This window comes from Streptomyces sp. NPDC045026 (genome assembly GCF_056432625.1).
The window spans coordinates 305,166-326,274 of the sequence record NZ_JBWKIS010000005.1 but is presented as its reverse complement, the minus strand read 5'-3'; the positions used below and the strand labels follow the sequence as shown (position 1 = coordinate 326,274).

The window sequence follows — 21,109 nt, the reverse complement described above, 5'->3', positions numbered from 1 at the left end:
TTGGCTGGATACGGGGAGGTCCGCAGCGTGACGGAGTCCACAGAAGTGCAGGTCAGGCACGGCGTCGAAGCAGACCTCGACGCGCTCACCGACCTCTACAACCACTTTGTGCGCGAGACGCCGATCACCTTCGACACGGCCGCCTTCACCCCGCAGGAGCGCCGTCCATGGCTGCTCTCCCACCTTGAAGACGGCCGGCACCGGCTGCTGGTTGCCCAGGAGCTCGATTCCGGCCGCATCCTCGGCTATGCGACCTCGGGCCCGTTCCGCGCGAAAGCGGCATACGACACCTCGGTGGAGGTCAGCGTCTACTGCGCGCCCGATGCGGGCGGCCGCGGCATCGGCACCCTGCTCTACGAGGCGCTCTTCGAGGCTCTCGCGGGCGAGGACGTCCACCGCGCGTACGCGGGCATCACACAGCCGAACGAGGCGTCGGCCCGCCTGCACGCCCGCTTCGGCTTCACCTACGTGGGCACGTACCGCGAGGTCGGCCGGAAGTTCGGCCGGTACTGGGATGTGGCCTGGTACGAGCGCCCCCTCGGCACCGACACCAACACCAGCGCCGGCACCTAGCCGAACTGCACCGACCGCTTGGCGAGCCCCATCCAGAACCCGTCGATCACGCTGCGCTGCGCGTCCAGCTCACCGCCCGCGTCCGCCGCGCCCATCGTGACGAACAGCGGCGCGAAGTGCTCGGTGCGCGGGTGGGCGAGCTGCCCGGCCGGGGACTTGCGGGTGAAGTCGAGCAGGGCGTCCACGTCGCCGCTCTCCAGGGCGCGGTGTCCCCAGTCGTCGAACTCGGCCGACCAGTGGGGGATCCCGCCCTGCCGCAGCGCGGCCAGGTTGTGCGTGAAGAAGCCCGAGCCGACGATCAGGACCCCCTCGTCACGCAGCGGCGCGAGCTTGCGCCCGATGTCCATCAGCTTCTGCGGGTCGAGCGTCGGCATGGAGATCTGCAGGACCGGGATGTCGGCTCCGGGGTACATCTCGACTAGCGGGACGTACGCACCGTGGTCGAGGCCGCGGTCCGGGATGTCCTGGACGGGGGTGCCGGGCCCGCGCAGCAGCTTCCTTACGGAGTCGGCCAGTTCGGGTGCGCCGGGGGCCTCGTACCGCACCTGGTAGTAGTGCTCGGGGAAACCCCAGAAGTCGTAGACGAGCGGCACGGCCTCGGTCGCGCCGAGGGCGAGCGGTGCCTCCTCCCAGTGCGCGGAGACCATCAGGATCGCCCTGGGGCGCGGCAGTTCGGCCGACCACGCGGCGAGCTGGCCGGTCCACAGGTCGTCGTCGGCGAGCGGCGGCGCACCGTGGCTGAGGTAGAGGGCGGGCATACGCATGGCGGCACTCCTGGATGACGGCGACCCTGGATTACTTGAAGTCTCAAGCTGTAGTACAGAGTAGTGCCCGGTTGTTTAATCTTCAAGAAGGGGGTACGTACAGTGGAACCCATGACGACGGCACCCACTCAAGCCCCTCGCTGGCTCACGGACGAGGAACAGCGCACCTGGCAGGCGTATCTCCATGCGAGCACGCTGCTGGAGGACCACCTCGACCGCCAGCTCCAGCGGGACGCGGGCATGCCGCACATCTACTACGGGCTCCTCGTCCAGCTCTCCGAGGCGCCGCGCCGGCGCCTGCGCATGACCGAGCTGGCCATGAACGCGAAGATCACCCGCTCCCGTCTCTCCCACGCCATCGCGCGCCTGGAGAAGAACGGCTGGGTGCGCCGCGAGGACTGCCCCTCCGACAAGCGCGGCCAGCTGGCGTGCCTCACCGACGAGGGGTACGAGGTCCTGGAGCGGACGGCGCCCGGCCATGTCACCGCCGTCCGGCAGGCGCTCTTCGACCGGCTCTCCCCGGAACAGCAGAAGTCCCTCGGCGAGATCATGAGGATCGTCGCCGAGGGACTTCAGCCGAAGGAGGCGGGGGCGGATCTCCCCTGGCTCCGGTAGTGCCCTGAATCCGCTTCGGGGCCAGTACCAGTCAGTACGGGTTGGCGCGGGTCAGTGCGGATCGGTACGGGTCAGTGCGCGATCACCGGGATCTGCACCTCGTCCTGCGCGTCCTCCGTGGAACCGGAGGCCTTCGGGCCGGCGCTGCCCGGGACACCCGTGTTGATGAGGGTGACGGCGATCGTGGCCGCCACGGCCAGGATGCCGACGGCCCACCAGATGGCGTGGGTGTAGCCGTTCACCATGGCCTGCGCCTGGAGGAGCTTGGGGTTGGTGGCGCCGGCCGCGTGCGAGGCGACGTAGGCGGTGGTCGCCGACGCGGCGATCGTGTTCAGCAGGGCCGTGCCGATCGCGCCGCCGACCTGCTGCGAGGTGTTGACCATCGCGGAGGCGACACCGGCGTCACGCGGCTCGACACCGTGCGTGGCCAGGGACATGGCGGGCATGAACGCCGTACCCATGCCGAGGCCCAGCAGCAGTTGCGCCGGCAGGATCAGGAACGGGTACGAGGAGTCGATCTCCAGCTGCGTCAGGAGCAGCATGCCGAGCGCGGCGACCAGGAAGCCGGGACCCATGAGCAGCCGCGGGGGAACCCGCGTCATCAGCCGGGCGCCGATCTGCGTGGAGCCCGTGATCATGCCGACGATCATCGGCAGGAACGCGAAGCCGGTGGTCACCGGCGAGTAGCCGCGGACGACCTGGAGGTAGTACGTCAGGAAGAGGAACAGGCCGAACATCGAGATGACGGCGAGACCGAGCGACATGTAGACGCCGCCGCGGTTGCGGTCGAGCAGGACGCGCAGCGGCAGCAGCGGCGAGCGGACCTTGGACTCGGTGAAGACGAACCCGAGCAGCAGCACGGCGGAGGCCACGAACAGGCCGACCGTCATGGCGTCGGACCAGCCGTTGGACTCGGCGCGCGTGAAGCCGTACACCAGGGAGACCAGGCCGAGGGTCGACAGGACGACGCCCGGGATGTCGAGCGACGAGCGGTTGCGGGAACCGGCCGGCTCACGGATGACGAAGTAGGCTCCCGCGGCGGCGATGATCGCGAACGGGATGTTCACGAAGAACGTCCAGCGCCAGTCCAGGTACTCGGTGAGGAAGCCGCCGAGGATCAGGCCGACGGCGCCACCGCCACCGGCGATCGCACCGTAGATGCCGAACGCCTTGGCGCGCTCCTTGGCGTCGGTGAACATCACCGCGAGCAGGGAGAGCGCGGCGGGCGCGAGCAGCGCGCCGAACACGCCCTGGAGGGCGCGGGCGCCGAGCATCATCGCCTCGCCCTGGGCCGCGCCACCGAGCGCGGACGCGAAGGCGAAGCCGAGCAGACCGGTGACGAAGGTCCGCTTACGGCCCCACATGTCGGCGATGCGGCCGCCGAACAGGAGCAGTCCGCCGAAGGCGAGCGCGTAGGCCGTGATGACCCACTGCTTGTTTCCGTCGGAGATGCCGAGGTCCTGCTGGGCCCACGGCAGCGCGATGTTCACGATGGTCGCGTCGAGCACGACCATCAGCTGAGCGAGCGCGATGAAGACGAGCGCTTTCCAGCGCATGGGGTCTGCCTTGGGCAGATCTATTTTTGGCAAGGGGGTAGCCACGACGGCACTCCAAGTCTCAAATAAGCGTGAAATATCGGGTGTTACTGAAGCTGCGGAAGCTGTGGGGGGCTCCGCCGGCGGCGGCGACGGCGGGGCGCGGGTGGATCAGGCCTGCCGGAGGTCCTCCAGAGTCGCGGGCGCACCCGGAAGCTCCGAGCGGGCCGGTGCCATCAGGCCGTCGAGGAACAGCTGCAGATGGCGGTGGACGAAGCGGTCGATGTCCAGGCAGGCGATTCCGGGCAGCGGCCTGGTGAGCTGGGAGAGGGCGACCATCAGATCCCCGACGGCGATGTCGGTGCGCAGCTGCCCGGCCGCGCGGGCCCGCTCCATGAGGCCCTCGGTGCCGGCCTCGAGCCGGTCGCGGGCGGCCAGCAGATCGGGATGGTCCTTGTCGAAACCGGACGTGAGCATCGGGCACAGGGCGCCGATCCGCTCGTCCGCGGCCGCGTGCACGAACGTGCGCAGGGCCCCGAAGGAGGCGTCCGGGTCGGCGTCCGCCACGGCGAGCGCCTGTTCGGCGTGTTCGGTGACGGTGTCCATGACGGAGAGGACGACGTGCCTGAGCAGGTCGGCGCGGTCCGCGAAGTGCCGGTAGACCGTGGCGTTCCCGACGCCCGCGCGGCGGGCGATCTCGTCGATCGGCACCTCGGCCCCGAACTCGACGACCATCTCCCGGGCCGCGGCGACGATCCGCTCCCGGTTGCGCAGGGCGTCGGCACGCGGCTTGGGCACGCGCTTCCCTGTCCCGGGTGCGGTGGTGGTGGCTGCGGCGCTCACGGTTCTGGCTCCTTCCGGCGGACGTTGCGGTCATTCTCCGTTGCCTGCTCGTTCCGGGGAGCGAGTCCCCGTTTCGTGCGGACACGGGTCTAAACGGGGAAGGCGTCCCCGGTTATTTCCCGCCATTCGTGTGACCTGACTCACGTTCACGAAAAACCCACGATCGGCGCACCCAGCGAGCGGCCCGACACACCCCGTCACAGGGTGATCGAAGAACGCAGCCCGCTCTCGGGGCTGCCGGGGACCGAGGGTGAGGCGATCGCATTGCCGCAGCGCATACGCAGGGCCCGGCGCAGCGCGGGGCTCGCGGGGCTCACCGCCGTGGCCCTCGCCGTCACCACGTCTGCGAGTACGGGCCACCTCCTGGACCAGTCCCCGTCCCCGTCCGGCGCGGGCTCCGCGTCCCTGTCCCGACCGGCCGCGCTGACCCCCTGCATGATCCAGGGCGCACTGGCCGTACAGATGTCGGAAGGCGTGCCCACACAGGTGGGTTACGCCCACTCCACGGGCACCGTCCACGCCCTGAACCTCATGGTCGACTTCCCCGACGCCCACGGTGCGGGCCGCGCCCTCGACCGCCTCGGCGAGTTCTTCCCGCAGACCCAGGACTGGTTCCGCACCGCGTCGTACGGGAAGCTCGACTACCGCCCGGAGGCGCCGATCCGGCACTGGCTGCGCATGCCGAAGAAGTTCGCCGCGTACGGGATAGAGCGCGGCGCCCCCTTCGACCCCGGCTACCGCGACCTGATCGACGACATAGTGGCCAAGGCCGACCCGGACGTGAACTTCCGCGACTACGACCTGGTCAACATCCTCGTCACCCCGAACGCCGGCCCCTCGGCCCTGGACACCGTGCTGTCCGTGACGTTCGCCGGCAACCGAGAGGCGCCGGTCGCCGACGGCGTCCCCATAGCCAACGCCTCGTTCGTCTACAGCCGCCAGGACGACGGCTCGGGTTCGTACTCCGAGACCGGCTACCGCGTACTGCCCCACGAGAACGGCCACACCTTCGGCCTGCCCGACCTCTACACCCAGGACGGCGGCGGTGCCGTCGGCCACTGGGACATCATGAGCGAGGACTGGGGGGCCGACAACGACCTCCTCGGCTGGCACAAGTGGAAGCTCGGCTGGCTCGGGGACAACCAGGTCGGCTGCGCCTCCGCACACGGCACGAGCGAGCACGTCCTGTCACCGCTCGGCCGCCGCGGCGGCCCGAAGCTCATGTTCGTACCGATCACCGCGAAGACCGGGTACGCGATCGAGGTCCGCACCCGCGAGGGCAACGACGAGGCGGTGTGCCGGCCCGGCGTCCTCATATACCGGGTCGACGCCGACGTCGACACCGGCAGCGGCCCGATCACCGTCGAGGACGCCACCCGGGACAGCGGCGGCTGCACGCGCAGCCCGAACGTCCACGCGGAACTCTCCGACGCCCCCTTCACCCCCGGCCAGACCTTCAAGGACGCCAAGAAAGGGGTGAAGATCAAGGTCGCGGGGACGGAAGCGAACGGGGACTACCGGGTGCTGGTCACGCGGAAGTAGCGGACGGCAACGGGGACTGCCAGGCGCTGGTCACGCGGAAGCGGCGGGCGGCCCGTGAACCGCCTCCCCCACCGGCCCGCGCAGCTCCCGCTTCAGGAGCTTGCCGGTCGCGTTGCGCGGCAGCGGGGTGTCCCGCAGGAGTACGTGGGCGGGCACCTTGAACGCCGCGAGCGACTTGGCGACGTGCGCCCTGACCGCGTCGGCGTCCAGCTCCGAGCCGGGCCGCACCTGCACGACGGCCGCGACCTCCTCACCGAGCACCGGGTGCGGCACCCCGAGCACCGCCGCGTCGACGATGTCCGGATGGTCGTGCAGGACGGCCTCCACCTCCACGCAGTACACGTTCTCGCCGCCCCGGATCACCATGTCCTTGATCCGGTCGACCACACTGACCCGCCCGTCCCGCAGCGTCGCCAGATCCCCGGTCCTGAACCAGCCGCCGGGCGCGAACGCCGCGGCCGTCGCCGCCTCGTCTCGCCAGTAACCGCGGATGACCGACTGCCCGCGCAGCCACAGCTCCCCGACCTCACCGTCGGCGACGTCCTCGCCGCCGGGACCGGCGACCCGCACCTCCACGGCGGGCGCGGGCCGGCCCACACTCTCCGGGTGGGCCCGGTACTCCGCGCCGAAGTTGGCGGTGACGCCGCCGAGCGTCTCGGTCAGCCCGTACCCGTTACGCGGCTCCACGCGCTCCCCGAACCGGGCGGTGAGCCGGGCCACCAGGTCGGGCGGCGCCGCGGCGCCCCCGGTGTTGAACATGGCGAGCGTCGGCATCTCGTCACCCGCGGCCTCGGCGGCGTCGAGCAGCTGCAGCGCGGTCGCGGGCACACCGCCGTAATTGGTGATCCCGTGTTCCCGGATCGCGTCCAGCGCCTTGGCCGGGTCCCACTTGCGCAGCAGGACGAGGGTGCCGCCCGCCGCCATCGCCGCGTAGAAGCCGGTGAACGCGGCGACGTGGAAGAAGGGGAAGGTGAGCAGCGCGACGGGCGTGGGCCCCTGCCCGGGAATCTGCCCGCGCCGCAGAGCCGAAAGGGCCGCGAAATAGCGGGGGTTGGCGATCGCGCCGACATGCGCACGGTGCGTGGCGACGGCGCCCTTGGGCCGCCCGGTGGTCCCGGAGGTGTAGATGATGGTGGCGTCGTCGTCGGGCTGGACGTCGACATCGGGCGGCCCGAGCGAGGGATCGGCGGCGGGCAGGTCCTCGTACCGCTCGACGCGGTCGCCGGGGAGGTCATCGGCGAGGTCACCGTCGTGGTGGAAGACAAGCGTCCAGGGCCGCTGCCCACCCTGCTGCCGGGCCAGCCACGACCCGACGCGCTCCAGCCGCTCGCCGTCGACGAGGAGCACGCCCGGCTCGCAGTCGTCGAGGGCGTACGTGAACTCTCCGGCGGTCCACCAGGCGTTCAGCGGAACGGCGACGAGGCCCGCCAACTGGGCGGCCCAGAAAGCGACTTGCCACTCGGGGTGATTGCGCATGGCGACCACGGCACGGTCGCCGGGCCGCAGCCCGTACACGTCCACGAACCGCCGCGCGAGCGCGCAGGCCTCGGCGAAGAACTCCCCGTAGGTGAGCCGCCCGCTCTCGGCGATCAGAAAGGGCGTGTCCCTGAAGGCCCACGTCGTCTCGACGAACTCACGCAGGGTCCGCGGCCCGTCGGCGTACTCGGGGCCGCCACTCTCGCCCCGCACGACGGCGAAGGGGGCGCCGGGTGAGGTGAGCAGGTCGAGGGTGGGGTCGGCGGGTTGCGGCTCCATGGACAAGGCCCCTTCCAACTGGACGGACACGATCTACCGGCATGACGGACGTTACGTCGCCGGCGACCCGTGCCACAGGGGGATCCCCTGGATTCTCCCGAGACCTTCTCTACAGCCTTCCCTACAGCCTTTCCTGCAGCCGGAGGTTCTGACGTAGCTCAATTGACGGCATTTGTCACCGGAGCGTTCGTGATGGCAATCTTCACGTCACCGCGGCTGTCCCCGCCATTGTCATCCCAGAAATTGCAGGTCGTGTCGGCAACGACCAGTCCGCCGCCACCGCCACGCGCGCGCTCCACCACCTTCTCCAACTGGATTTCGCCGGAGAACTCACGGGCGTTGATGGGACGGCGGAAGCTGCTGCTCAGTTTGGCGATCAAGATGTCCGGCAATTGCCGGTCCCAGTAGTCCGGCATGCTCCACCCGTCGAACGGAGCGAAGAGCCGGTCCTGCACACCCTTGGCGATGATGTAGTAAAACATCTGGTTGTAGCAGATGTTGAACTCGACGGCATTGAAGTGGCCAGTGTCATCGATGTAGCACGACTCATCGATTCTGAACTCACATCTCGCGGTGGCCACACCGCCGCTCATGGGCTCTCCGGAGACAGATATCTCGGCAGACTTCAGGTAGCGGCAGTTCTCACGGTAGGGAGCGAGCACCCGGTCCAGCAGCGGGGCATCATTTGCGACCAACTCGACCGGTGGAGCGCTTGTCGTCATTTCGTTTCACGCCTTTCAACAGGGCAGGAGCTGACAGGTGTCGGACGTACCGCGCCGGTCCGGCCGGCCTCCGGAACGACTCGGAGGCCGGCCGGCGACAGCAGGCTAGGCGGCGTCGAATCCCTCATGGAAAGGGAATTCGTCGTGGACCGTGACCCGGTGCGACACCGCGGGCTCCGGGGTGGTGGTGTGCAGCGCGCGATGGATCAGGCTGCGGTTGTCCCAGATGAGGAGATCTCCCTCCTCATACGTCTGCAGGTGGATGTTCGGGTGCTCGAAGCTCATGTCGAGCTGGCCCGACGCTTCGAGGAGCTGCGGCACCAGCTGCTCGTCGAGCGTGTTTCCCTGGTCGTCCTCCAGGGCGCAGGTGAAGCCCTCACTGACGTAAAGCACGGTCTCGCCGGTGACCGGGTGCACGAATGTCGTCGGGTGCTTCACGGCGGGGGTCTTCTGCTCGATCTCGTCCAGCAGTTCCGAGACCGGGCGATACACGTCGGACGGACGGATCTTGAAATACCGGCGCGGGCTCTGCTCGGCGCGGGTACCGGCGATCGCCTTCTTGAGCTCCTCAGGAAGGTTCTGGTACGCCTGCCCCATGTCGATGAAGTAGGTGCCCCGGTTCTCTGCCGGAATCACCTGGGGGTAGATCAGAGTCAAGCCGAACGGGCGCGGCATGAACTGGTAGTCGGCGTGCCAGAACTTCCCCGTCTTGGGAACTCCGACCTGCTTCCCCTCCTTCGGGACATTGGAGGAGACGAAGATCTCGCGGTACTCGGGGTGGTGGTACATCGGCTCGTAGTACACATCGATCTCCCCCAGCCGGCGGCCGAGCTCGATGAACTCGGGCGAAGAGAGCTGCTGCCCCTTGATCGCAACTATCTTGTTCGCGTAGATGTGCTTCTTTATCTCCGCGAAGTCTTCGTCCCCAGCTGTGTGCAGGTCGAAGTCGTGGACGCGGGCACCCATCGCCAGCGAAGTCTCCACCTCGATGCGCATATCACCCTCCGTGCTGTTGGTTGTTGAAGTGTTCCGTCGGAAAAGAATGCTGATTCTTGGACACCGAATGATCTGACCGGCACGGGTCAGGCCGGCTCCTCGGCATAGGAGAGCGCGAACCACGGGCAGGCGGCCTCCGCCTCCCGCACCAGGTCCTCGTCGGCCTCGGTCAGCTGCGCGCTCTCGACCGGCCAGGACCTGTCGTCCCTGATCACGAAGATGCCCGGCGCGATGTCACGGCAGCGTCCGCTGCCACTGCACAGGTCATGGTCGACGGTGAGGCGGCGGCCGCCCGCACGCAGCTCGGCCACGGTCATCGACTCCCCGCGGGCAGGGCGGGCGGCGTGAACTCCAGTTCCAGACTGAGCCAGTTACGGAAGACCGGTCCCGGCACCTGAGGCATCGGCGCACCCGGCTTCAACCGCAGTCCGGGCAGCCGGCGGTAAAGCGCGGAGATGGACGTCTCGCACTCGAGCCTGGCGAGGTTCATGCCGATGCAGTGATGAATGCCGAAGCCGAAGGCCAGATGCGGCGGCATCTGCTTCCAGTCCCGGTCGATGATGAACTCTTCCGGACGGTCGAACACCTCCGGGTCATGGTTTCCCGCGGTGTAGACCGTGAAGATCCGGTCGCCCGGGTCCAGTTCGTAACCCTGGATCGATGTCGCGCGGGAGCAACGGCGCCACAGCCCCAGGGCCGGGCCGTCATAGCGAAGACCCTCTTCCAGCAGAGTGGGAGTCAGCCCTTCGATGTCGGCCAGGTATGTGGCCTTCTGCTCCGGGTGCTGCTCCAACGCGGCCACGGTATTGACGATTGCGGCCGACGTCGTGGAGTTCCCGGCCCGGATCATGGACCTGATCATCGCCGCGACCTCGAGCTCGTCCAGCCGGTCGCCGTCATCCTCGGCAAAGCACAGCCTCGTGATCAGGTCATCGCTTTCCGGGCCGGCCGCGCGCCGCTCCCGCACCGTCTCGGCCAACTCCGCATGCCAGTCGGCCATCACGGCAGCGTGTGCCTGGCTCTGCGGATCCGCCGTGCTCAGCTCGAACAGGGACGACAGGTGGAGGAAGCGCTCACGGTCCTGCTCCGGTATGCCAAGGAGCTCGGCTATATGCCCTTCGCTCACCTTCCGGGCGTAGGCGGTGACCAGATCGAAGGTGTCGCCCTTCGCCACGATGGCGTCGATCAGCTTGTCGGCCAGTCCCTCACTGAACGGCCGCATGTGCTGAATACGCGATGCCGACATCGCCTTGACGAACAGCCGTCGCTGGCGGGTGTGGCGGGGCGGGTCGGCGGCCGCGAACACCTGCTCCTCGTCCGGCAGCGGCTGCTCCCGTGGATAAAGGGTGCTGTATTTTCCGGTGAAGGAATGCGGCAGCTTCTCCATCACTTCCCGGATGGCGGCGTACGAACTCACCTGCACCGCGTTCAGATGCTGGGAGTGCGCCACCGGGCAGCCCTCGCGATCCGCACGCAGTTCCTCCCAAGGGGAATCCAGCTTATGCGTGTAGGGCCGGAACTGTGGCTCCATGATGCATGAACTCCTCGTAAGAAATGGCTAGTTGACCTGACGGTCCTGCGAACTCCAACGCCCGTCCCGGAGTGTGCGCCGGAGAATCTTGCCGCTGGCGTTGCGCGGCACCCGGTCGATGAACTCGTATTTCGACGGGATCTTGTAGTCGGCTATGCGGTCCCGCAGAAAGCTCTTGAGCTCGCGGGGTGGGATTCGCTGCCCGGGGCGGAGTTGGACGAAGGCGTGCACCGTCTCGCCCCAGCGGGGGTCCGGGACCCCGATCACCGCCACGTCCACGACGTCAGGATGTGCGCTCAGCGCATTTTCGATCTCGGCCGGATAGATGTTCTCCCCGGCGCGGATGATCATGTCCTTGATGCGGTCGTGGATGAAGAGGTAACCCTCCTCGGAGGTGTAGCCCGCGTCCCCGGTGTGGATCCAGCCGTCCACCAGCGTCCGTTCGGTCGCCTCGGGCAGCCGCCAGTACTCGACCATCCGCCCCGGGGTCCTGATGCACACCTCGCCGACCTCGCCGGCCGGCAGTTGCCCGCCCTGCTCGTCCACGATCTTCACCGCGAAGCCGGGGTAGGGCCGGCCGGCGGCCTTCAGCAGATCACCGCCCCGCAGATGGGCGGCAGGCGGCAGGCAGATCGCGGTGTTCCCGGTTTCCGTCAGGCCGTAGATCTGCGCGAACTCGCATTCCATGACGTCCATGCAGCGGCGCAGGAGCGACTCCGAGATCGGCGAACCGCCGTAGACCACCTTGCGCAGGGTCGCGAAATCGGAGCGGTCCACCTCAGGCTCCGCCAGGAGCATCAACAGCATCGCGGGCACCACGCAGGTGACGGTGACGCCGAGCTCCCGGACCAGCGTGATGGCGTCCTTGCTGGCGAAGACGCGCATGGTGACGTTGGTGATCCCGGCGTTGAACCCCTGGGTGGCCCACCACAGGCCGCCGATGTGGGAGCCCGGGACACCGATCAGGCTCACGTCGTCCGGCCGCCAGTCGATCCAGTCCTCGCCGCTCTCGGCCAGCGAATCCCGTACGGCGAAGAAGCTGCGGTGGGCCAGCACCACGCCCTTGGGGAAACCGGTGGTCCCGCTGGTGTAGAGCTGCACGATCGGGGTGTCGGGCGTGGACGGCCACGGCTCCGCCCCCTCGGTTCCGGCAGCCTTCCACTCCGGCAGGGCGATGCCGGCGGGGTCGGCGCAGTCGAGCAGCACGATCGTCTTCAGCTTCGGCAGGTCCGCCTGGACCTTCCCGGCCACGTCGAGGAACTCCTCCTCGACGAAGACGAGTTCGGACTCCGAGTCGCGCAGGATGTGGTCCACCTCGTGCGGGGTGAGCCTCCAGTTGACCGGGACCAGGACGACGCCGCTCTTCGCGCAGGCGTAGAGGAGTTCGTAGTAGTGCTCGGACTCCTTGCCGAGATAGCCGACGCGTGCGCCCGGTGCGAGACCGGACGCGCGCAGAGCTCGCGCCCACCGGTCGCTCTCCACGGCGATGGCGCCGTACGTGACGCGGCGCCCGTCGCAGACGAGGGCCACCTTCTCGGGCCGCTCGGCCGCGTGCGTCGCGAGTACGGCATCAAGGGTGTTCATCCTCATAGCCCTTTCCGGGGTGGTGCGGCGGCAGGGCCGGCATGCTCGTCCAGCCAGTACCGGCGGCGTTGGAAGGCGTAGGTGGGCAGGTCGGTGAGGCGGGTGCCGAGCCCGCGGAAGAGAGCGGTCCAGTCCACGGTCGCGCCGCGGCAGAACTTCCCGGCCGCGTCGGCCAGGAGCCCGTCCGGGTCATCGGCCCCGGACAGCGGCACCGGCACCGATGCGGTGCCGGGGACCGGTTCCGCCACTCCTTGGAACAGGCCGGGCGCGGACCGCCCATGGGCCAGGGCCTGCAGCGCATCTCGGAACTCGGTGCGGGCACCCGCCACGACGACCGCACGGTGCGCAAGGACCGCCCGGGAGGAAGCCAGCGACCACGCCACGTCCAGCAGGTCCTGGTCCGGGGCCGCGTCGAGCAGGCCGACGAGTTGCTCGGCCTGGGCTCGCAGTGCGCGGTCGCCGGCCGCCGACAGCACCCACGGCACCGTCGGCACCGGCTCGCTGCGGGTGGGTGGGTCGTCCTGCCGCGGTGCCTGTTCCAGGATGACGTGCGCGTTGGTTCCGCTGACGCCGAACGAGGACACGCCCGCCCGTCGGGGCTCGTCACCGGTGTCCGGCCAGGGCGTCGCCTTGGTCAGCAACCGCACCGTCCCCTGAGACCAGTCCACGTGCGGTGACGGCTCGTCGGAGTGCAGTGATCGCGGCAACAGGCCGTGCTGCATCGCCGACACCATCTTGATCACTCCGGCGATCCCGCCGGCGGACTGGGTGTGGCCCAGATTGGACTTGGCCGAGCCCACCCACAGGGGCCGGCTGGGCGGCCGCCCCCGGCCGTAGGTGTCCAGCAGCGCCTGCGCTTCGATCGGATCGCCCAGGGCGGTGCCGGTACCGTGCGCCTCCACCGCGTCGACCTGCGAGGCGGCCAATCCGGCGGCCGCCAGCACCTGTTGGATCATCTTCCGCTGGCTGGGACCACTCGGCGCTGTCATGCCGTTGGTCGCGCCGGCCTGGTTGACGGCGGAGCCGCCGATCAGGGCCAGCACCGGGTGACCGTTGCGCCGGGCGTCCGACAGCCGCTCCAGCACCAGCATGCCCACGCCCTCGGCCAGGCCCCAGCCGTCCGCCCCGGCTGCGAAGGACTTGCACCGCCCGTCGGGCGAGAGCCCACGCAGCCGACTGAACGAGACGAAGACCGTCGGTGCGGACATCACGGCCGCCGCGCCGACCAGCGCGAGACCGCACTCCCCGGCGCGCAGCGACTGGGCCGCGAGATGGAGCGCGACCAGCGAGGACGAGCATGCGGTGTCCACCGTCACCGCGGGGCCCTCAAGACCGAACACATAGGAGATACGGCCGGAGGCCACGCTCGGTGCGCTGCCCATGGGCAGCGTTCCCTCCAGATCCGCGGGGACGGCGGACAGCCGGGACGCGTAGTCGTTGTACATGACCCCGGCGAACACCCCGGTACGGCTGCCTCTCAGGGAGTCGGGGGCGATGCCCGCGCGCTCCAGTGCCTCCCAGGACGTTTCCAGCAACAGGCGCTGCTGCGGGTCCATCGCCAGTGCGTCGCGCGGGGACACCCCGAAGAGCTCCGCGTCGAAGTCCGCGGCGTCGTGGAGAAACCCGCCCTCGCGCACCGACGCCGTTCCCGGGGTGTCGTGCACCGGGTCGTACAGCGCGTCGAGGTCCCAGCCCCGGTCGGTCGGGAAGCCGGAAATGGCGTCCCGCTCGTCGACGAGCAGCTGCCACAGGTCCTGCGGTGAGCGCACCCCGCCCGGGTAGCGGCAGGCCATGCCCACCAGTGCCACCGGCTCATCGCGCCCCTCCAGCTCGCGCAGCCGCTGCCGGGTGCGGTGCAGCTCGACCGTTGCCCGGTTGAGGTACTCCCGGAGCTTCTTCTCATCAGCCATTGCGGGACTCCTCCTCGCCAAGCCCCAACTCGGCATCGAGCAGGGCGAACAGTTCCTCGTCCGACGCCGACGCCACCGTGTCCTCGGTCAGGTCCTCCTCAGCAGCGTCGGATCCGGCGGCAGCCGGTGCGCAGTCCTCGGGAACGGACTCGTCGCCGGAGAGCCGCGCGGCAAGGAAGCGGGTGAGCGCGTACGCCGTGGGATGGTCGAAGACCACCGTGGCCGGAAGCCGCTCCGCGACGGCCCGGCCGATGCCGTTGCGGAGCTGCAGCGCGGCCAGTGAGTCGACGCCCAAGTCGTGCAGGGTGCGGTCGGCCGGCACGGCCGCGGAGGACGGGTGGCCCAGTACGGCGGCGATCTGGGTGCGCACCAGCTCCAGAAGCTCACCCTCCCGCTCCGCACGGGGCAGGGCGGCGAGCCGCTCGCGGAGCGCGCCGGGGTCGCCCGTGCGCTCGGACCGGTCGGCGCCGGCCCCGGCAAGCTCCTGGAACAACGGCGGTACAGGGGTCCGCAGCCCGGAGGTCTGCACGCGCGCCGCCACCAGCACCGGCTCGGCCGAGCCGACGGCAGCGTCGAACAGGGCGAGCCCCACCTCGGTCGGCATGGGTGCCATGCCCATGGCGGACAACCGGGCCAGGTCCCCCCGGTCGAGGTGGGCGGTCATGCGGCTGGCCTGTTCCCAGTGACCCCACGCAAGCGCGGTGGCCGGCAGCCCCTGGGCGCGACGGTGGTGAGCCAGCGCGTCCAGGAAGGTGTTCGCCGCGGCGTAGTTGGCCTGCCCGGCGGCGCCCAGGATCCCCGCGGCGGACGAGAACAGCACGAACATCGCCAGGTCCTGGCCCATGGTCAGCTCATGCAGGTGCAGCGCGGCGTCGGCCTTGGGCCGCAGGACCCGGTCGACGCCGTCCGGGTCCAGCGAGCCGATGACGCCGTCGTCCAGCAGCCCCGCAGCGTGCACCACGGCGATCAGCGGACGGTCCGGGTCGACCGCCGCCAGCACCCCGCGCAGCGCCTCCCGGTCGCCGACGTCACAGGCAGCCGCGGTGACCCGCGCTCCCAGGGAGGTCAGCTCCCGCACCAGGTCCGCAGCCCCGGGGGCATCGGCACCCTGCTGGCCCACCAGCAGCAGATGACGGGCGCCGTGACGCTGGACCAGCCGCCTGGCCATCAGCCCGCCCAGCATCCCGAACCCGCCCGTGATGAGCACGGTGCCTTCCGGGTCCAGGTGCCCCAGTCCGCGCGTACGAGCCGTGGTCACCCGGGCCAGCCGGGGCACGAGCACCTGGCCCGCGCGCACTGCGAGCTGCGGCTCGGCGTGGTTCCCCGGTATCGCCAGGAGCCCCGCGGACAACTGCGGTTCGTCAAGGTCCAGCAGGACGAAACGGTCGGGGTGCTCGGCCTGAGCCGAACGGACCAGGCCCCACAGCGGCGCGTGGGACAGATCGGAGACGTCCTCGTCGGGGCGTGTGGCCACCGCCCCCCGGGTGACGATCACCAGCCGCGACGACGTCAGCCGCTCGTCCTCGAGCCACGCCTGGATCAGTGCCAGTCCCCGGCACGTCGGCTCCGTCACCACGCCCCGTGCGGTCGTGGCCGCCGGCACCAGGTCGAACGGCGCGTACACGAGGTCCGGTACAGCCGCTCCGGCATCCAGGGCCTGCCGCAGTGCGGCCAGGTTCTCGTATCGCTCGACACCTGGGTGGTGCCGGTCGGAGCCCAGGACCGCCAGGGTTCGCCGGCCCGGGGCGGGGAGGGCCACCGGCACGGGCTGCCAGTCCACGCGCAACAGCGCGTCCTGGTGGGCCCCGTGAGCCGCGGCGAGCTGCTCGGACGTGACGGGGCGCAGCGCCAGGGACTCCACCGATGCCACCGCCCTGCCGTCCTCGTCCATGGCCTGGACCGACACCGCGTGGGGCCCGGCCGGCGTGACCCGGACCCGCAGCACCGTCGCGTCGACGGCCCGGCAGTGCACGCCCTGCCAGGAGAACGGCAGCCGCATGCCGTCGGCGTCCAGCGCCAGCGGATGCAGCGCCGCGTCCAGCAGTGCCGGGTGCAGCGCGTACCGCCGTACGTCCCCTCCGGCCTCTCGCGGCAGGACCGCCTCCGCGAAGAACTCGTCGCCTCGGCGCCACAGCGCACGCAGTCCGCGGAAGGCCGGACCGTAGTCGTAGCCGCGGCGGGCGGCCTCGGCGTAGAAGTCCTCGAGGCCCACTTGCCCGGCACCGGCCGGCGGCCAGGAGGTGACGGGCATACGGGCGGCCGGCGTGGCAGCGCCCCCCGTGACGTCCCCCTGGGCGTGCCGGGTCCAGGACGTGCCCGGCGGCGCGTCGTCGGGCCGGGAGTGGATCGTGACCGGCCGACGGCCGTCCGCGTCCGCTGCGCCCACCCATGTCTGCACCTGCACGGCACCGCCGTCCGGGACCACCAGCGGGCTCTCCAGGGTGAGTTCGGACACCCGCGGGCATCCCGCGGCCGCGCCCGCCCGCAGGGCCAGGTCCAGCAGCGCCGTGCCCGGAAGGAGCGGCTTGCCGTCCACCGCGTGATCGGCAAGCCAGGGTTGCGTGTCGAGCCCGAGCCGGCTCGTCAGCAGCACCCCTCCGGACTCCGCGTGCTCCACCACCGAGTCCCGGCCCCGATCCCGGTCCACCGCTGCGGGGGGCCAGTAACTACGGCGCTGGAAGACGTAGGTGGGGAGGTCGTGCTGCGCGCCGGACGGGGTGTCGTCGGGCAGCAGGCTCTCCAAATCGACTGCGGCTCCCCGGACATAGGCCCGTGCGAGGGAGGCGGCGAAGTCGTCGGGTCCTGCCTGATCGCGCCGCAGCGACTCCAGGACAGCGGCGGGGTGCCCGCTGTCGTCGACCGTCTGCTCGAGTGCGGTGGTCAGGACCGGATGCGGACTCATTTCGATGAGCATGCGGTGCCCGTCCTCGAGCAACGCCCGTACCGCGGCGTCGAATTCGACGGGATGCCGCAGGTTCCGGTACCAGTAATCGGCATCCAGGCCGGTGGTGTCGAACGGCCCGCCGGTCAGCGTGGAGTAGAAGGGGACCTGGGCGGCCCGCGGCGCGATGGGCCGCAGTGCGTCCAGTAACTGCGCGCGAACCTGCTCGATGTGCGGCGAGTGGGAGGCGTAGTCCACCGGAATCCGACGGGCCCACACCCCCGTCGCGTCCGCATGCCGAAGGAATTCCTCGATCGCGGCGGGGTCTCCGGACACCACCATGGCCGAGGGACCGTTGACGGCAGCCACCCACAACCGCCCGGCCCACCGGCCGATCATTTCCTCGACCGCGGCGCGCGACGACATCACCGTCGCCATCCCCCCGGTCCCGGCGAGTGCGGCCAACGCCTGGCTGCGCAGCACCACGACCCGCGCGGCGTCCTCAAGGCTCAGCGCCCCGGCCACGCACGCGGCAGCGATCTCCCCCTGCGAATGCCCCACCACGGCTGCCGGTGCCACCCCGTGGTGCTCCCACAGCCGTGCGATGCCGGTCAGTACGGCGAACAGGGCCGGCTGCACCACATCCACCCGCTCCAGGCTCGCCTCCCCTTGCAGCACCTGCCGGAGCGACCAGTCCACGAACGGGGCGAAGGCCTCCTCGCAGCGGTCGATCCACTGCGCGAACACCGGTGACTGAGCCAGCAGCGCCCGTCCCATCCCCACCCACTGCGAACCCTGGCCGGGGAAGACGAAGACCGGCCTGGGATTACGCATGGCCGTGCCGGTCACAGCGTCGGCCACCTCTTCGCCGACTGTCACAGCTCGCAGGCCTGCCAGTCCGCCACCGTGGCCGCGCGCCAGCACGACGGCCCGGTGCTCGAAGGCCGCACGCCCTCGTATCAGGCCTTTGGCGACCGCCCGCACATCGCCGCCGGGACGCGTCGCCAGATATCCGGCCAGCGCATTCGCCTGCGCACGCAACGTCTCCGCGCTGCGCCCCGACACCGTCAGCGGCACAACTCCCGCGAGGTCCGCGCCCGGTTCCCGCGCCGCCGGCGTCGCACGCGGCGGTCCTCCGCGCCCTCCACCGGCGTTCTCACCGGAGGGCGCCTGCTCCAGAATCACGTGCGCGTTGGTTCCACTCATGCCGAAGGCCGACACCCCGACCCGACGCGGCCGCACGCTCTGCGGCCACGGCACCGCCTCGGTCACGAGCTGTACCGCGCCCGACGCCCAGTCCACATGGGACGTGGGCCGGTCCACGTGCAGCGTTGCCGGCACCACTGCGTGCCGGAGCGCCAGCACGCTCTTGATCACACCCGCCACACCCGCGGCCGCCTGCGCATGGCCGATGTTCGACTTCACCGAGCCCAGCAGCACCGGAGGGGCCTCGGCGCCGCGCCGCCCGTACGTGGCCAGCAGCGCCTGCGCCTCGATCGGGTCTCCCAGGGGCGTGCCGGTGCCATGCGCCTCCACCACGTCCACATCCGCGACGTCCAGCCCCGCCGCTCGCAACGCACGGGAAATCACCCGCTGCTGCGACGGCCCGTTCGGAGCGGTCAGTCCGTTCGATGCCCCGTCCTGATTGACCGCCGACCCCCTCACCACGGCCCACACCTCGTGGCCCCGCCGCCGGGCGTCCGACAGCCGCTCGAGCACCAGCACGCCCACGCCCTCGGCGGGCCCGAACCCGTCCGCGCCCTCGGCGAACGCCCGGCTGCGGCCGTCGGCCGAAAGGGCGCGCTGCCGGCAGAACCCCAGGTACACGCTGGGCCCCGCCAGCACCGTGGCCCCGCCGGCCAGAGCCATGGTGCACTCGCCGGCCTGCAGCGCCCGGACCGCCAGATGAACGGCCACCAGAGACGCGGAGCACGCCGTGTCCACTGTCATCGCCGGCCCCTCGAGGCCCAGCGCATAGGCCACCCGGCCCGAGGCGACACTGGCCTGGGTGCCGGTGGTGTAGAAGTGATCAACGTCCGGTACATCGCGGACAATTGACGGGTAGTCGAAGGAGGCAAGGCCGGTGTAGACGCCGGTGTCGGAACCCTTCAACGACGACGGATCGATCCCGGCCCGCTCGATCGCCTCCCAGGAAACCTCGAGCAGCAACCGCTGCTGCGGATCCATCGCGAGCGCCTCACGCGGCGAGATGCCGAAGAACTCCGCGTCGAACTCATCGACCGAATCCAGAAATCCGCCGCCCTGCACGTACATGGTGCCCGGCCGGTCCGGATCGGGATCGAACAGCCCTTCAAGATCCCAGCCGCGGTCCTTCGGTATCTCCGATATCGCCTCGCCACCGGAAGACACCAGATCCCACAGGCCTTCGGGCGACCGAACCCCTCCGGGGAACCGGCAGCCCATACCCACGATCACGATGGGGTCGTCGTCCAGGGCGGGGGACTCCCCGGAAGGATCCGCAGGGTCCGTCTCCCCCGCCTCCGTGGACTCCCGGCGGCTCCGCAGATAGTCCGCCAGAGCCACCGGCGTGGGGTAGTCGAAGATCAGGGAGGAGGGAAGCCTGAGGCCGGTCGCCACGTCGAGCCGGTCGCGCAACTCGACCGCTGTCAGTGAATCGAGGCCCAGATCCTGGAAGGTGAGATCCGGATCAATGTCAGCGGCCTCCTCCTCCAGCACCTCAGCCGTGTGTCTGCACACCAAATCGAGCACGTCGTCCACTTGGACAATTCCCCCCTAGGGCCGATCTTCCCTCGTATTGCCCTATTGACCAAAGAATGACTCAGGAGTCGTCTGGATGAAGTCAGCCCGAATTTCCCCTGCGCCCGGCCTTCAAGTGAATCCGCGCGCAGGGAATGAAATTCGGGCGATGTCGCCTGTCAGGAACTCCGGGCGAAGGCCGCCCTCAGGGCGGCCCTTTCAGGCCCGCTCGCCAACCGGAGTCGGCTCGACAACTCCGGCCCCCTCCAGGGCTGTTCGGCGCTCGACCAGTCCGAGTGCCACACCGGCGATGATGATCACGCCGCCGAACACCTGCGCAAGACGGATCGTCTCCCCGTTGATCACTACGGCGCCGAGCACGCCGAACACCGGCACCAGGTTCAGGATGTTGACCGCGACGCTCGAAGTCATGCGCCGCAGGCCGTAGTTGTAGAGAAGGAAGCCGCCGACGGAACACGCCACGGCCAGGTAGGCGAGCAGCGCCGAGGCCGATGCGTCCGGCACCCGCCAGTCCCCGACCTCCAGGAGCGAGGCGAGCAGGAAGCCGGCGGCGCCCGCCACCGTCTGGTAGTAGGTCAGGTTCACCGCGTCCTGGCCTCGGCCCGCGTACTTGCCCAGCACGTTGTATCCGGCCCACACCAGCCCGCCGAGCAGCAGCAGGACATCGCCGAACCAGCGGTCGTCGCCTCCCACTTCCGCGCCGTTACGCACGACCAGGAAGGCCCCCACCGTGGCGAGCAGCACGCCCGCGACTCGGAGCAGCGGCATCCTGGTCCGAAAGGCCACCAATTCCAAGAGCATGGTCATCAGGGGATAGGTGGCCACGATGAGAGAGGCATCCGAGGCGGTCGACAGCTCGACACCGATATTCTCCAGCACGAAATAGGCCGTGATACCGAGCAGACCACTCAGGTACATCATTCGCCGCTGTCGGGCGTCCGGCCGCGCGGCCGGCTTTCGACGCGCGCGCACCATGATCGCGAGTATGCCTGCGGCCAGCGTGAACCGGATGGCCCCGATGCTCAGCGGCCCCACGTCGTCCAGCACCTTCTTGGTCACCGCGTACGAACTGCTCCAGAACAGCGCCGCCGCCACGACTGCGCCCATCGCCCCGAGCCT

14 protein-coding genes and 1 pseudogene are annotated in these 21,109 nt (G+C 70.0%); 3 read left to right on the top strand and 12 right to left on the bottom strand.

Going from position 1 to position 21,109, the window contains the following annotated elements:
- Window positions 1-27: 27 nt before the first annotated feature.
- Window positions 28-573 carry an N-acetyltransferase family protein gene (locus AC07EJ_RS14610; protein WP_478884337.1) on the top strand — a complete coding sequence of 182 codons (546 nt, stop codon included), beginning with the start codon at window positions 28-30 and terminating at the stop codon, window positions 571-573.
- Here AC07EJ_RS14610 and AC07EJ_RS14605 read toward each other — a convergent pair.
- Entirely contained in the window at window positions 570-1,331 is a 762-nt protein-coding gene (locus tag AC07EJ_RS14605; protein WP_478884370.1) for a dioxygenase family protein, read from the bottom strand. The two genes, AC07EJ_RS14610 and AC07EJ_RS14605, sit on opposite strands and share 4 nt — an antisense overlap.
- 108 nt (window positions 1,332-1,439) lie before the next feature.
- Here AC07EJ_RS14605 and AC07EJ_RS14600 point away from each other — a divergent pair, with 108 nt between their 5' ends.
- On the top strand, window positions 1,440-1,952 hold the full coding sequence (locus tag AC07EJ_RS14600) for a MarR family winged helix-turn-helix transcriptional regulator (protein ID WP_389477814.1): 513 nt from the start codon (window positions 1,440-1,442) through the stop codon (window positions 1,950-1,952).
- A 71-nt stretch (window positions 1,953-2,023) separates the two neighbouring features.
- On the opposite strand, the gene AC07EJ_RS14595 is transcribed toward AC07EJ_RS14600, so the two are convergent.
- Entirely contained in the window at window positions 2,024-3,508 is a 1,485-nt protein-coding gene (locus AC07EJ_RS14595) for an MFS transporter (protein WP_389477816.1), read from the bottom strand.
- Window positions 3,509-3,658: 150 nt separating this feature from the next.
- Window positions 3,659-4,330 (bottom strand): TetR/AcrR family transcriptional regulator, encoded by a 672-nt coding sequence (locus AC07EJ_RS14590; RefSeq protein WP_389477818.1) that lies wholly within the window; start codon window positions 4,328-4,330, stop codon window positions 3,659-3,661.
- A 264-nt stretch (window positions 4,331-4,594) separates the two neighbouring features.
- Here AC07EJ_RS14590 and AC07EJ_RS14585 point away from each other — a divergent pair, with 264 nt between their 5' ends.
- The gene (locus tag AC07EJ_RS14585; RefSeq protein ID WP_393583744.1) at window positions 4,595-5,872 is read left to right on the top strand and encodes a M6 family metalloprotease domain-containing protein; all 1,278 of its coding nucleotides are present in this window, start codon (window positions 4,595-4,597) and stop codon (window positions 5,870-5,872) included.
- 30 nt (window positions 5,873-5,902) lie between these two features.
- Here the strand turns inward: AC07EJ_RS14585 and AC07EJ_RS14580 are convergent, their stop codons facing one another.
- The 9 genes and pseudogenes from AC07EJ_RS14580 to AC07EJ_RS14540 all read right to left on the bottom strand — a co-directional run bounded on the left by AC07EJ_RS14580 (window position 5,903) and on the right by AC07EJ_RS14540 (window position 21,097).
- Window positions 5,903-7,627, bottom strand: a complete 1,725-nt coding sequence (locus AC07EJ_RS14580) for a class I adenylate-forming enzyme family protein (protein WP_389477820.1) — start codon at window positions 7,625-7,627, stop codon at window positions 5,903-5,905.
- A 158-nt stretch (window positions 7,628-7,785) separates the two neighbouring features.
- Window positions 7,786-8,349 carry an FcoT family thioesterase gene (locus AC07EJ_RS14575; protein ID WP_389477822.1) on the bottom strand — a complete coding sequence of 188 codons (564 nt, stop codon included), beginning with the start codon at window positions 8,347-8,349 and terminating at the stop codon, window positions 7,786-7,788.
- A 105-nt stretch (window positions 8,350-8,454) separates the two neighbouring features.
- Window positions 8,455-9,345 carry a (3R)-3-[(carboxymethyl)amino]fatty acid oxygenase/decarboxylase gene (gene scoE, locus AC07EJ_RS14570; RefSeq protein WP_393583649.1) on the bottom strand — a complete coding sequence of 297 codons (891 nt, stop codon included), beginning with the start codon at window positions 9,343-9,345 and terminating at the stop codon, window positions 8,455-8,457.
- A gap of 86 nt (window positions 9,346-9,431) precedes the next feature.
- Window positions 9,432-9,656, bottom strand: a complete 225-nt coding sequence (locus AC07EJ_RS14565; protein ID WP_389477827.1) for a ferredoxin — start codon at window positions 9,654-9,656, stop codon at window positions 9,432-9,434.
- 2 nt (window positions 9,657-9,658) lie between these two features.
- Window positions 9,659-10,876, bottom strand: coding sequence for a cytochrome P450 (locus AC07EJ_RS14560; protein WP_389477829.1), 1,218 nt, complete (start codon window positions 10,874-10,876; stop codon window positions 9,659-9,661).
- 27 nt (window positions 10,877-10,903) lie between these two features.
- Window positions 10,904-12,460: a long-chain-fatty-acid--CoA ligase gene (locus tag AC07EJ_RS14555; RefSeq protein WP_389477831.1), complete on the bottom strand. Its 1,557-nt coding sequence runs from the start codon at window positions 12,458-12,460 to the stop codon at window positions 10,904-10,906.
- A gap of 2 nt (window positions 12,461-12,462) precedes the next feature.
- Complete coding sequence (locus AC07EJ_RS14550; RefSeq protein ID WP_389477834.1) at window positions 12,463-14,370, bottom strand: type I polyketide synthase; 1,908 nt, start codon at window positions 14,368-14,370, stop codon at window positions 12,463-12,465.
- Window positions 14,363-19,915: pseudogene (locus tag AC07EJ_RS14545) on the bottom strand (SDR family NAD(P)-dependent oxidoreductase); the annotation flags it as partial. The pseudogene AC07EJ_RS14545 and the gene AC07EJ_RS14550, both read right to left, overlap by 8 nt.
- A gap of 273 nt (window positions 19,916-20,188) precedes the next feature.
- The gene (locus tag AC07EJ_RS14540; RefSeq protein WP_389477839.1) at window positions 20,189-21,097 is read right to left on the bottom strand and encodes a DMT family transporter; all 909 of its coding nucleotides are present in this window, start codon (window positions 21,095-21,097) and stop codon (window positions 20,189-20,191) included.
- Between the last annotated feature and the right edge of the window lie 12 nt (window positions 21,098-21,109).